7 protein-coding genes are annotated in these 14,607 nt (G+C 26.0%); 2 read left to right on the top strand and 5 right to left on the bottom strand.

Annotated elements, in window-relative coordinates:
• Positions 1 to 360: 360 nt before the first annotated feature.
• The 5 genes from I2E98_RS04445 to I2E98_RS04425 all read right to left on the bottom strand — a co-directional run bounded on the left by I2E98_RS04445 (position 361) and on the right by I2E98_RS04425 (position 11,586).
• Positions 361 to 2,118, bottom strand: coding sequence for a DEAD/DEAH box helicase (locus tag I2E98_RS04445; RefSeq protein ID WP_195467763.1), 1,758 nt, complete (start codon positions 2,116 to 2,118; stop codon positions 361 to 363).
• A 478-nt stretch (positions 2,119 to 2,596) separates the two neighbouring features.
• A complete protein-coding gene (hcp, locus tag I2E98_RS04440; protein WP_195467762.1) occupies positions 2,597 to 4,243 on the bottom strand; it encodes a hydroxylamine reductase in 1,647 nt (548 codons plus the stop codon).
• Between the two features lie 90 nt (positions 4,244 to 4,333).
• Positions 4,334 to 5,014, bottom strand: a complete 681-nt coding sequence (locus tag I2E98_RS04435) for a Crp/Fnr family transcriptional regulator (RefSeq protein WP_195467761.1) — start codon at positions 5,012 to 5,014, stop codon at positions 4,334 to 4,336.
• Positions 5,015 to 5,030: 16 nt separating this feature from the next.
• Positions 5,031 to 8,231, bottom strand: a complete 3,201-nt coding sequence (locus tag I2E98_RS04430) for a sensor histidine kinase (RefSeq protein ID WP_243250941.1) — start codon at positions 8,229 to 8,231, stop codon at positions 5,031 to 5,033.
• 151 nt (positions 8,232 to 8,382) lie between these two features.
• Positions 8,383 to 11,586 (bottom strand): sensor histidine kinase, encoded by a 3,204-nt coding sequence (locus tag I2E98_RS04425; protein WP_195467759.1) that lies wholly within the window; start codon positions 11,584 to 11,586, stop codon positions 8,383 to 8,385.
• Positions 11,587 to 11,783: 197 nt separating this feature from the next.
• Here I2E98_RS04425 and I2E98_RS04420 point away from each other — a divergent pair, with 197 nt between their 5' ends.
• Entirely contained in the window at positions 11,784 to 13,133 is a 1,350-nt protein-coding gene (locus I2E98_RS04420) for a [Fe-Fe] hydrogenase large subunit C-terminal domain-containing protein (protein WP_195467758.1), read from the top strand.
• A 179-nt stretch (positions 13,134 to 13,312) separates the two neighbouring features.
• A complete protein-coding gene (locus I2E98_RS04415) occupies positions 13,313 to 14,554 on the top strand; it encodes a LysM peptidoglycan-binding domain-containing protein (RefSeq protein ID WP_195467757.1) in 1,242 nt (413 codons plus the stop codon).
• Positions 14,555 to 14,607: the final 53 nt, after the last annotated feature.

Genomic DNA, 14,607 nt, shown 5'->3' with positions numbered 1-14,607 from the left:
TTATTCATTTTATTTTCTCCTTTCTTGAAAATTTTTATACAAAAATGACCATGGTTTTTCCATGGTCATTAAAATATCATTATTAAAAAACAACATAAAAATACCATGAATATGATAACTCATGGTATGTATAATAATTATTACAATTCACTAAAAAAGTATAAAATTATTTCATAGGTAGAGCTATCATATAAAATTTATTATTAACTTTATCCATTCCTATTTTTTCTATATTATTATTAAACATAAACTCTACCTCCTTTTTTATTTTCTTATATATACTATGCTATTAATTTATATTTGCTACTTTATTTTTAACTTTTAAATTATATTTACTACATTTACCACTACTTATAGTGCTTATATTTTCACTAAAATTTCATTTATATCTTCGCTAACTTTAATTCTTTCTGAATATACCCAATCCACATCGAACTTTAAGTTAAATATCTTAGAAAAAGAATAATACATATTAATTTTTTGATAATATATTTCTAAATCATCAAGGTTTCCTGTAAAGCATGTTGGCTTTGTTATTTCTTTTAACTTAGTAACAAAGACTTCATCTACATATTCTAAGAATTTCTCCATAAGCTCTTCATTTGCAACATCAAAGGGAACTTTTAATAAATCCCATTGATCCTCTTCTTTAAGTTTATATCTTTTTATTTTTTCTAAAATTAATAGATACTCACTTATATCCATCTTTGTATAGTAATCTATCTTTGATTCTCTAGTTTTCCATAGCACTAATTTTTCATTTAGCGGTAAACTTTTTATAGTTAAAATTGCTTCTGATGGACCTATTACTGCCTGCTTTATAATATCATCCTTTACTTCTAACTTTCTACTAATGAAATTATGAGTATCTGAAACTCCAGCAACATACCCTGTATCGTATATTCCCTTTCTACCTGCTCTTCCAGCAATCTGTTTAACTTCTTGAGATGTTAACTCTCGTACTTCTTCCCCATCAAACTTTCTTATAGACATAAATATTATTCTTCTTATAGGTAGGTTAACACCCATTCCAATAGCATCTGTTGTTACTAAAACTTTATTTTCCTTATTTATAAATTGCTCATATTGCATTTTTCTAACTTCTGGTGGTAAATCACCATAAATAATACTAGTCTTAATATTTTTATTTGAATAATCCTGTGCTATTTCTAAAACTCTCTTTTTAGAAAATACTACAATAGCATCTCCTTCTTGAACGTCATTATAACTAAAGTTTTTTGTTTCAACTATTAAAGGTATATTTCTATGATATTCCTTAATTTCATAGTCATCTTCACAATCTTCTAATATTTTAACTAATAATTCTTTAGCGTTCATTGCTCCACAAATATGAATTTCATTACATCTAAGCCCTAAAACTGCTCTACTCCACGCAATTCCTCTTTGTGTATCACTAACCATTTGAATTTCATCAATTACGGCAATATCATAACTTTGCTTTAAATTAACCTTTTCTATAGTACAAGAAACATGTGTTGAATTTTCCTTTATTATTTCTTCTTCTCCTGTCATTAAATCACAAACTATGCCTTCATTATTTAATTTATCATAGTTTTCTAAGGCAAGAATTCTAAGTGGAGATAAATATACTCCTTTTTTAGCTGTTTTAAGTCTTTCTACTGCATTATAAGTTTTTCCTGTATTTGTATCTCCAAGGTGAATATATATCTTTCTTTTCATTCTTCTTGTTATCATATATTCATCTTTTGGATTATCTGGGAATGCCTCTTCAAAAGCCTCTCCAATAAGCTTTGGTATATGTTGCTTTGTAAGAACTGTCATAATTCCAGAATTTAAAAAGGTATTATAATTACCTCTAACTACCTCATAAAAATCAAAATCAGTATTATTTTTTTTATTATAATCTTCAAGCATTCTCTTAGAAGCATCTTCTAGTATTTCTTCATATCTATCACATACATCTTGATAGTCCTTAAAGCCTTCCTTCTCCATTTCTTTAAGTAATCTAATCTTCTTTCTAATAGAAGTTTCTTGTTCTATTAATGCTCCTACCTTTGAATGATGTACTATTTCTTCTATTTGATTTATTTGACTTTTTAATTTTTTAAATTCTCTTAGTGCTGCATTCTTTTTCATTTACTTCCTCCGCTATACTATTAATTCTTTTCATAACATAATTATTTTCTTATTTTAAATTCTATAACATCTATATTTATAGCCTTTGCTATTCCTTACGCTATTAATCATTCTCCTTATAACAAATAAAATATTACTAAATTTCTTACTTAATACTGGCTTCTTTTTATATTCCTTAATATAAAACTATTATAAATCACTTTACATTATTACCCAAGTACAATTCTTATGTTAATTTAAACATATCAATTTCATTAAATTGAAACACAATTAACAAATTTCTATACTATACTTTAATCATAAAGCATTAAATAAATTTTCCCCTATTAAAAACGTTCCTAGAAAATACCTTCCCCCGGCATATATTCTAGGAACGTTTTTATTTTTGTATTAAATTTTAATTTTTAAAAATAGAGTCGGATATCTCCGACTCTAAAAAATACTCTAATAAATTTTATTGCGATTTTCTACTTTTCAACTATTTTAAAAACATATTTAAATCATCTTCAACATTAGTTATTCCACCAACTCCAAAATTTTCAACTAAAACTTTAGCTACATTAGGTGAAAGGAATGCTGGAAGTGTTGGTCCTAAATGTATATTCTTAACTCCAAGGTATAATAATGATAATAATACTATTACAGCCTTTTGTTCATACCATGCAATATTAAATGCTATCGGTAATTCATTAATATCTTCTAATTCAAATACTTCCTTTAATTTTAATGCTATTAATGCTAATGAATAAGAATCATTACATTGACCTGCATCTAAAACCCTTGGAATTCCATTTATATCTCCAAGATCTAACTTATTATATTTATACTTAGCACATCCTGCAGTTAATATTACTGTATCCTTTGGTAATGCCTTTGCAAAGTCTGTATAGTAATTTCTTGACTTAGCTCTTCCATCACATCCTGCCATAACGAAGAACTTCTTAATAGCTCCAGTTTTAACAGCTTCAACAACCTGGTCAGCTAATGCTAATACTTGTGCATGAGCAAATCCACCTATAATTTCTCCTTGCTCTATTTCTGTTGGTGCCTTACACTTCTTAGCTTGTTCAATTATTGCAGAAAAATCCTTCACGCCATTTTCATCAGCTTCTATATGAACGCAACCTTCAAAACCTGCTGCTCCTGTTGTATACATTCTTGATTTATAGCTTTCATTCTTTGGTGGCACTATACAGTTAGTAGTCATTAATATTGGTCCATTAAAGCTTTCAAACTCTTCTCTTTGCTTCCACCAAGCATTACCATAGTTACCTACTAAATGCTTGTATTTTTTTAAGCTTGGATAATAGTGAGCTGGTAACATTTCTGAATGAGTATATACATCTACTCCTGTTCCTTCTGTTTGAATTAATAATTGTTCAATATCTTTTAAGTCATGTCCTGATACTAATATACCTGGATTTTTACCTACTCCTATATTTACTTTTGTTATTTCAGGATTTCCATAAGTTTCAGTATTAGCTGTATCTAATAATGCCATACCATCTACTCCGACTTTTCCTGTTTCTAATGTTAAAGCAATTAATTCCTCAACACTTAATGAACCATCTAAAAGTTTAGCTAAAGTTTCTTGCATAAATCTATCTATTTCTTCATTATCATATCCTAAAGCATTAGCATGTTTTGAATATGCTGATAATCCCTTTAATCCATAAGTTATAAGTTCTCTTAATGATCTTATATCTTCATCTTTAGTTGCAAGAACTCCAACTTCATCACTATTTGATTTCTTATCCATGTCTTCATTTGATGAAGCATCCCATAAAGCAGCTTCTGATAACTTCTCTTTATCATTTAATTGTGCAATTAACTCTTTCTTTATTCTTAAAGTTTCTTTTACTCTACTATAAAATACTTCATTATCAAAGTTTGCATTTGTAATAGTCGTGAAAAGATTTAATGTGATGAAGTGATTTAACTCCTTATCAATTTTCTTTCCTTCTTTTCTTAATCTTGTTGTTACCTCTGATAAACCTTTAGTAACATATATTAATAAATCTTGCATGTTTGCAAGTTCTGGACTTTTTCCACATACACCAAATTTAGTACAGCCTGTACAACCTGCTGTTTCTTGACATTGAAAGCAAAACATTTTATTTTCCATATTAAAATCTCCTTTTGAAATTCAATTTATGTGCTTATTTTATATCTATATAGAAAAAGAGTCTGTAACATCTGTTACAAACTCTTCTTTCTAATTAAATAATTCTTCTTCTAAACTTTCAATATCTAATACTTGAATTTTTTTTCTATCAAATTCAATATACTCCATATCTCTTAAATTAATTAATTCCCTTGATAAGGAAGGCCTTGGAACACCTAACAATGCGGCTATTTCTTCCTTTGAATTTTTTAATATTATAGAGCTACTTTTTTGCTCTTTAACTTCATTTAAAATATAATTAATAACTTTTTGTCGTAAACTTTTAAAAGATATACTTTTTATTTTTGAATTTAAAATGAATACTTTATCGCTTAATAAGGAAATGAAATTCTCTAATATTTTCTCTTCATAAGAACATAATTTTAAAACATCATTTTTATTTATAAAAAGAACCGTACATTCACTTAAAGCTATTACTGTTGCAGGATATGTTTTTGCCTTGGAAAATACCAATGCTTCTCCAAATACATCTCCTTCAAGCAATCTACTTAAGACTATATATTTTCCGTTAGAATATAATCTCTGTATCTCTATAGTTCCAGATAAAACTAAAGATAAACTTCTACATTCATCATCTTCATGAGCAATTATTTCTCCCTTACTGTAATTCTTTATATAGTACTTAATTTCTTTTAAAACTTTTTTTATACTTTCATCACTTAATCCAATGAACAACTGATTTTTCTTTATTGTTTTAACTATTTCTTCCATAGAATACTTCCTTTTACTATTGTATAGGTAATATAATAATAAATTCACTTCCCTTTCCTTTTTCACTAACTACACTAATCTCTCCTCCATGAAGATTAATTAAATTCCTAGTTAAAGTTAATCCTAGTCCACTCCCTCCAAATTCCTCTGAAGATTCACTATACACCTGACCAAATCTATCAAAAATAGCATTATGATACTTTTCATCTATTCCTACCCCAGTATCTTTAACACTAATCCTAACTTTTTTATGTAATTCACTTATAGAAATAGTTATAGTTCCTCCTTCACTAGTAAATTTAATGGCATTTCCAATTAAATTTATTATACATCTCTCTATGTCTAATTTATCACACTCTATAAATACCTCTTCTATTTCAGGGTCAATTATAATTTTTAATCCATTAACTTCTGCAAGATTAACCATTGATAAAGCTGTATCTTCCACAAGAGTTACTATATTAACCTCTTCCTTATTTAATCTATAAAACCCAGAATCAATTTTAGACGTATCAATTATATTATTTATTAAATTTAAAAGTCTTTTCGAATTACCTTTTAAAGTATTCATGTACTCACTCATTTTTTCCTTTGATATCTGAATTTCTGCTTTATTAAAAGATGTTAATAATTGTTCTATAGATAAAATAACATTCAATGGTGTTCTGAGTTCATGAGATAAGTTTACAAAATAATTATTTTTATGTTTTTCTAATTCTATAAGTCTTTTATATAATCTTTTATTTTCCTCTAAGTTATTATTTAATTCTTGAGTTCTTTGAGTTACTAATGCATCTAATATCTTTACTTGATTATAATATATGTATATTATACTAGCTATTATAATTATATATATAGCATATGCTAAAGGAGTTTTCCAAATAGAATTCTTTACTTTAATATTTATCTCTGATATATCAGACCAAATACCATTATAATTTCTTCCTGCTATTAACATTTTATATTTTCCTGGAGATAAACTAGCATATCTTGCATAATTTTCATTACCTGCAAAAATCCAATCACTATCCATACCCTCTAGCTTATATGCGTACTGCATTTGATTTATACTTTTATACTCTGGAACAAAGAACTTTACATACAACTCCCTGGAGTCATATTCTAAAACAATATTATTTTTTAGTTCTAATTCAATTCCACCGCTTGTTTTTATACTATCTATAATTATATCACTAGTTTCCATTTTATTTTGAATATCTAATGGGTCAAATTCTGTTAATCCATTTACTCCCCCAAAATAGATATTCCCTTCTTTATTTTTATGATATGAAAATCCATTATACTCATTAGTTTCAAGACCATCTGATTCATAATATCTTATAAATTTATCATTATCTTGATCATACATGGATACTCCATAATTAGTACTAACCCAAATGTTATCCTTATTATCTACTATTACTCCATAAATAAAATCATTAGATAATCCCTCACTATATGTATATACTGTAAACTCTTCAGTCTCCTTATTAAATTTATTTAATCCATCTTGCGTACCTATCCATATATTCCCTTTACTATCTTCCGCTATAGATCTTATATTATTAAAACTTAATGAATTTACCTCTTCATCATTAGCTAAGTAATTTTTAACTTCTCCAGTTTCTTTATTATACTTAACTAAACCTCCATCATTACCTAACCCAAACCACATTATTCCTTCATTATCTTGATATATACTACTAACAGTTTTTTCATAGATACCATTTTGCTCTAATATATCATTATATGAAGTAAATTTACTTTTTCTATCAAATGTACATATTCCCCCTCTAGTTCCTATCCAAAGAACTCCATCTTTATCAATATACAATACCCTTATTTCATCATTTACTATACTATTTTTATCATCTGATTTTTTATAAACAGTAAATTTATCTGTACTTTTATCATATTTATTTAATCCATTATCAGTTGCAATCCAAATCTCATTTCCTATTCCAGTTATATCTTTTATTCTATTACTACTTAATGAATTATCATTATTAACATCATTATAATATCTTGTAACTATATCATTTTCTTTATTTATTTTATTTATACCAGAGTTAAATGTTCCTACCCATACCATACCTTCATCATCTTCATATATTCCACAAACACTACTATTACTTAATGAATTAGGATCTGTTGGATCATTTCTATAAACCTTAAAATCTTTATTAATAGAAAACTTACTTATTCCATTAAAAGTTCCTACCCACATCACTCCAGATCTATCTTGATATAAATTAATAATGTTATCATCACAAATACTATTTTTATCTGTATTATTTTTATATGTATAAAATGTTTCATTCTTCTCATTGAAACGAGCTAAACCTTGATCTGTAGCTAGCCATATTGTCCCATCTCTATCTCTAAGTATATCTCTTATAAAATTACTTGGTATAGAATTAGGATTATTAGGGTCATGAGTATATACCTTTATACTATAATCCTCTAAATCCATTATATTTAATCCACCTGTTTTAGTTCCTATCCATAACTTTTTTTCACTATAATAAATAGAAAATATATTATTTTCATTTATTGTATTTTTATCATTTTCATCACTTAAAAATTCTTTTACAGTACCATCATCAGGATTATATCTGTATAACCCTTCTCTTGTAGATACCCATATATTCCCTTGATTATCTTCATCAATATCTTGAAGGCCTTTATTCTCTAAATATTCACTAGCTACTTTTATAAATTTATCATTTTCACTATCATATAAATTTAGTCCATTTATTGTACAAACCCAAAGTCTCCCCTTAGAGTCTATTAACAATTCATCAACAACAGTATTAGAATAGGTTTTATCTTCATCTGAAACTAAATATCTTGTTATATCTCCAGTAAGTAAATTCATTTTATTTAGTCCACCATCAGTACCTATCCATAAATTTTTATCACTATCTTCTACTAATGAACTAATCATATTATTACTAATACTATTATCATTATTTTTAATATTCTTATATACCTTAAATTCATTTCCATTATATCTATTTAATCCATCATTAGTACCTATCCATATATACCCCAAACTATCTTGATATATATATTCTGCTAAAGATTGTGATAATCCGTCATCTATAGTTATACTTTTAAAATTAATATTATAGCTATCACTAGCATAAACAGTATTGTAAAATATGCATAATAGCATAAATAAAAATATTATAACTTTTTTTATATTCCTTTTCATTTTATCCCCCATATTTTTTCCTTTTCTCTACATATTATAACAAATTTATCTAAAAAAATCATTTAAATTCCTATATTGTTTTTATTTAATAATAATATTATTAAATTTACATTTCCTAAAAAAAAAGAATTTGTAAATATTACAAATTCTTTTACTGTTTATTATTTATAGGGAGTAAAATTATAAATTCACTTCCTTTTCCCTTTTCACTAATTACACTAATTTCTCCTCCATGGAGGTTAACTAAATTTTTAGTTAAGGTTAATCCTAAACCACTTCCACCAAACTCTTCAGATACTTCATTATAAATTTGACCAAATCTATCAAATATGCTTTTATGAAATTTAGAATCTATTCCAATACCCGTATCCTTAACACTTATCTTAACCTTATTTGGTAATTCACTTATAGTAACTATTATCCTTCCATTACTATCTGTGAATTTTATCGCATTTCCTATTAAATTAGTTATGCATCTTTCTATATCTAATTTATCACACTCTATAAATAGCTCCTCAATTTCAGGATCAACTATAAGCTCTATTTCCTCCATTTTTGCCAATTCAACCATACTTAAAGCTGTATCTTCAACTAAACTTACTATGTTAGTTTTTTCTTTATCTAACCTATATGAACCTGAATCTATCTTAGATGTATCTATTATATTATTAATTAAATTTAAAAGTCGTTTTGAATTTCCTTTTAAAGCATTCATATAAACTTCCATTTTATCTCTACTTATTTCTTTTCCTTCCTTATTAAGGGAAGATATTAATTGCTCTACAGATAAAATTACATTTAATGGTGTTCTTAATTCGTGTGATAAATTTACAAAATAGTTATTTTTATATCTCTCCATTTCTATTAATTTATTGTATAATTTTTTATTTTCATTTAACTTATTGTTTAGTTCTCGAGTCCTTTGTATAACTAATCCATCTAATATCTTAACTTGATTATAGAATAAATATATTATTAAACTTATTATGAAAATATAAAAACAATATGCATAAGGAGTTTTCCAAATAGAATTCTTTACTTTAATATTTATCCTAGATACATCAGACCAAACCCCATTATAATTTCTCCCTGCTATCAACATAGTATATTTACCTGGCTTTAAACTAGCATATCTTGCATAGTTTTCATTACCGGCAAAAATCCACTCTTTATCAGTACCTTCTAATTTATAAGCATATTGCATTTCAGTAGTATTCCTATATTCAGGAGTAAAAAACTTTATATATAATTCTCTTGAATCATAATCAAGTACAATATTCTCACGTTCCTTAATTTCAATACCACCACTTGTTTTAATACTATCTATTATTAATTGTTCACTACTTATATTAAACTTAATATCAAATGGATTAATTTCTGTTAATCCATTTATACCTCCAAAATAAATTCTGCTACCATCCTTATTCATATGGTATGAATATCCATTATACTCATTGCTAGAAATTCCATCAGCTTCATAATATCTTATAAATTTATTATTTACTTGATCATATATTGAAATTCCATAGTTAGTACTTACCCAAACATTATCACTATTATCTACAATTACACCATATATAAAATCGTTAGATAATCCATCCATATATGTATATGAAGTAAATTTTTCACTTTTCTTATCAAATTTATTTAATCCACTTTGAGTTCCTATCCATATCATTCCATTACTATCTTCTGAAATAGCTCTTACAGTATTAAAACTTAATGAATTTAAATTATTCTCATCTGATAAATAATTTTTTATCTCTCCAGTTTTTCTGTTATAACTAACTAAACCACCATCGGCTCCAAGTCCAATCCACATTATTCCTTCACTATCTTCATAAATAGCTGAAATAACTTTTTCATAAATCCCATTCTCTACAAATATTTCATTATATGATACAAATTTATCTTTTCTATCAAAGCTACATAGGCCATCTTTAGTACCAATCCAAAGTAGTCCTTCTTTATCAATAAATAATGCCCTAACCTCATCACTATTAATACTATTTTTACTATCCGATTTATTATATGTAGTAAAAGTACCTGTATTTCTATCATATTTATTTAATCCATTATCAGTTGCGATCCATACTTCATTGTCTATTCCTGTTATAGCTTTTATTCTATTACTACTTAAAGATTGAGAATTTCCTTGCAAATTATAATATCTAGTTACATCTCCAGTAATCCTATTTATTTTATTAACTCCAGAATTAAATGTACCAACCCATATCATTCCATCATCATCCTCATATATTCCACATACGCTACTATTATTTAATGAATTATTGTTTGTTGGATCATTTCTATAAACTTTAAACTCCTTATTTATATAAAAGTTACTTATTCCATTATAAGTACCTATCCAAATTCCTCCGGATCTATCTTCATATAAATTTATAATATTATCATCACAAATGCTATATTTATCTGAATTCTTTTTATATGTATAAAAACTTTCAGTTTCCTCATCAAATAAAGCTAGTCCTTGATCCGTTGCTAACCATATAGATCCATCCTTTGCTCTAAGTATATCTATTATAAAATTACTAGGTATACTAGTATTATCATCTAGATTATACTGATAGGATTTTATACTATAATCATTTAAATCCATTATAATTAATCCACAGGTTTTAGTACCCAGCCATAATTTATTATTACTATAATAAATTGTAAGAATATTTTTATCATTAATTATATTTTGAGGATCATTAAACTTCTCAATTTTTTCTTCCTGTGGATTATATCTATATAATCCAGCATCAGTAGATATCCATATAACCCCATTATGATCTTCCGAAATATCTTGAATAATCTTATCATTAAACAAATCAGTTTCTATTTTTATAAATTTATCATTTTTACTATCATATAAATTTAAACTACTAATGCTACATACCCAAAGTCTTTCTTTTGAATCAACCATTAACTCTTCAATTACGGAATTAGATGAATTTTTATCATCTTGAGAAATTAAATACCTTGTTATATCTCCAGTAACTAAATTCATCTTATTTAAACCACTATAAGTACCTATCCACAAGTTTTTACTATTATCCTCTACTAATGAAGTAATTACATTATTACTTATTGTATTCTCATTACTTTTACTATTCTTATATATCTTAAATTCACTACCATTATATCTATTTAAACCATCGCTAGTTCCTATCCAAATGTATCCATAACTATCTTGATATATATATTCAGCTAATGATTGAGATAACCCATCATCTATAGTCATACTTTGAAAATTAATATTATTATTTTTTTCTGCATATACATTATTGAAAAAAACACATACTAATATAAATAAAAATATTCCAACCCTCTTTAGTATTCTAGTCATATTGCACCTAACCTTAAATATATATTTTCAACATATTATAACAAAATTATGTAAAATAGTCATTAATTTTGTTTTTAATATTCATAATATGTTATTTTTTATTTAATTTAATTTAGTTTTTAAGTATTTTCATATCACAATAGAGATATACTAAATTATACAGAATTATTTATTATTTCTATTTTAGGAGGTATATGATGAATAGTAAGTATACTGATTTGTTTGATATATTAATAAAATCTTATTATGACGGTAATTTTGACGAAACCCTTAATAAAATAATTACTTGTCATGAAAAATCTCCACAAGAAACTTTTGAAATAATAACTTCATTATGTGGTGTAAAAGTTGATTTTGATAATAATTATGTTTATAACTTAAAAAAAGCAATAACTAATTATAAGGTAAATAAAAAAATAGTAGAAAAACTTGAATGTTCCGGTACAAATTGTAATCCTGATGCAAATAATACATATGGCTGTCAAAGAGCTTGCCCTTTTCATGCAATAAAATTTGATTCTGATAATAATACAACTTTTATTGATAATAATATTTGTATCGATTGTGGTATTTGTGTTGATTTCTGTACTAATGGACGTATTTTAGACAAAATAGAATTTTTGCCAATTTTAGATTTATTAAAAAATAATAAAACTGTAATAGCTGCAGTTGCTCCTGCTATTATAGGTCAATTTGGTAGTGATGTAACTATGGACCAATTAAGAGCTGCTCTTATTAAAGTTGGATTTACAGATATGATTGAAGTTGCTTTTGCTGCTGACATGCTAACTATAAAAGAGGCCGTTGAATTTAATAAACATGTAAAAAGTCCAAATGACTTAATGATAACCTCTTGCTGTTGTCCAATGTGGGTAGGAATGCTTAAAAAGGTTTATAAAGAACTTGTTCCTAATCTTTCACCTTCAGTCTCTCCTATGATTGCAGCTGGTAGAGTAATTAAATCTCTTAATAAAGATGCAAAAGTTGTATTTGTAGGACCTTGTATAGCCAAAAAAGCAGAAGCAAAAGAAAAGGATGTTGCTGGAGCAATTGACTTTGTTTTAACTTTCCAAGAACTTAATGATATCTTTGAATCCTTAGAAATTCATCCTAGAGACTTAAAGGGTATTCCATCTATAGAATATACATCTAGAGGTGGAAGATTATATGCTCGTACTGGCGGTGTTTCAATAGCTGTAGAAGAAGCTATTGAAGAACTTTATCCAGATAACATTAAAAACTTTAAAGCTAGAAAAGCTGAAGGAGTTAAAGAATGTAAAGCAATACTTGATGAAGCTTTATCAGGTAAAGCAAATGCAAGCTTTATTGAAGGTATGGGTTGCGTTGGTGGTTGTGTTGGAGGCCCTAAAATTCTAGTTCCTCCTGAAGAAGGTAAAAAAGCCGTAGATAACTTTGCTTATGATGCTTCAATAAAAGTAGCTGTTCATAGTAAAATTCTTGATGATGTCTTAGATAAATTAGGAATAGATTCCTTAAAAGATTTTGAAGATTCTAAAAAAATAAGTATTTTAGAAAGAGATTTTTAATTTTTTTGTATAATATAAAAATGAGTTATGCCAATTAGGCATAACTCATTTAAAATAGTTAATTTATCTTAACTTTCAATAAATCTTTACTTTAATATTAATCAAAGTTTTAATTCTATTCATATACTGTAGTATCAATTAAAGAAATTACCGCACAAATGATTATGAGGTGAGTTACTATGAGTATAAAATCCAAAGAATATTTTCCACCCAATTCAAATTCAATGTATATTTATAGAGGATTTAATAATAATTTAATTAATTTTAAAAGTTCAATAGATTATTTTAATAATAATAAAATTCAAGTTAGATGTGATAATGGTATAACTAATACCGTAAATATTTATGAATATACTGATGACGGTATTAAACTTTCCTTTCAAATCGGAAATACTTACCACCATCAGAATTTCTTAGATGAATCTAATAATATTGATAATTATTTAATAAAAGAGCCTATTATTAAAAATAATATGTGGCTTTTATCTGATGGAAGCAAGCGCTGTATTACTAATGTAGATATAGCAGTTAAAACTCAATTTAACTTATTTCCTTCAGCCATAGAAATTGTTACTCTATCTAAAAACAACTCTGATTTTTCTATAGATTACTATGTACTAGGTATAGGTCTTGTTAAAAGTATATATTATATAAAAAAAATAGGATTTTTATATTGTGAGCTTGAAGATATACTAGAAAATACTCCTTACTCTAAAAACGTTAAAATATACTATCCTGATGAAAATTTAAACACTATTTGGTATTCAAATAAAATTTTAAATTACAATACTAATGAAGATATAACTTTAGGCTTCTCTAAACTATTCGAAACCCCTCCTATAGGATTACTTCCAATAATAAATCGCAATACAAAAATAAATAAAATATATTATAATTATAAAGAAAATTTTGCTCATATAGATTTTTACAGTGGTATCATAAATAGTCTAAAGGAAAATACAATTAAGACAAAAAAATTTTTTGATTGTATTTATAATACCTTAAAAAATTATTATCAAACAGAAAATATATATATTACAATCAATAATCATCCTTATACAGACTATTTTAACTCTATTACACCAACAGATGAAATGGAAATTATCGAATGGAGAGTTCAAAATTGTAAATATCCTTTTACCTATGTGGTAAAAGAAAATGATACACTAATTAATCTAGCTAATAAATTTGGTATTAGGCATGATAAGATTGCAAAATTAAATGATATAAAAAATCCAAATAAACTTTTAAAGAACCAGGTACTTCAACTTTATTCATCTGGTGTATATACAACAAAAGAAGGTGATTCTTTAGAAAGTATCTCTAAAATGTTTAATTTAAATATTAATAAAATAATTGAAATTAATAATATATCAGATTTAAACCTTATTACAGCAGGTCAAAAAATTAAACTATGCTAAAAAACAAGGTGGATTCTTACAATCCACCTTGTTTTTCACTTTATTAACTATAT

This window comes from Clostridium sp. D43t1_170807_H7 (assembly GCF_015555905.1).
Lineage (GTDB): Bacteria > Bacillota > Clostridia > Clostridiales > Clostridiaceae > Clostridium.
The sequence above is the reverse complement of the archived record's forward strand: the minus strand, read 5'-3'. Positions and strand labels throughout refer to the sequence as shown.

Bases quoted from the DNA above. Each gene is read 5' to 3' on its own strand.
- hcp (WP_195467762.1), bottom strand. From the start codon at position 4,243: ATGGAAAATAAAATGTTTTGCTTTCAATGTCAAGAAACAGCAGGTTGT.
- I2E98_RS04435 (WP_195467761.1), bottom strand. From the start codon at position 5,014: ATGGAAGAAATAGTTAAAACAATAAAGAAAAATCAGTTGTTCATTGGA.
- I2E98_RS04420 (WP_195467758.1), top strand. From the start codon at position 11,784: ATGAATAGTAAGTATACTGATTTGTTTGATATATTAATAAAATCTTAT.
- I2E98_RS04430 (WP_243250941.1), bottom strand. From the start codon at position 8,231: ATGAAAAGGAATATAAAAAAAGTTATAATATTTTTATTTATGCTATTA.
- I2E98_RS04415 (WP_195467757.1), top strand. From the start codon at position 13,313: ATGAGTATAAAATCCAAAGAATATTTTCCACCCAATTCAAATTCAATG.
- I2E98_RS04425 (WP_195467759.1), bottom strand. From the start codon at position 11,586: ATGACTAGAATACTAAAGAGGGTTGGAATATTTTTATTTATATTAGTA.
- I2E98_RS04445 (WP_195467763.1), bottom strand. From the start codon at position 2,118: ATGAAAAAGAATGCAGCACTAAGAGAATTTAAAAAATTAAAAAGTCAA.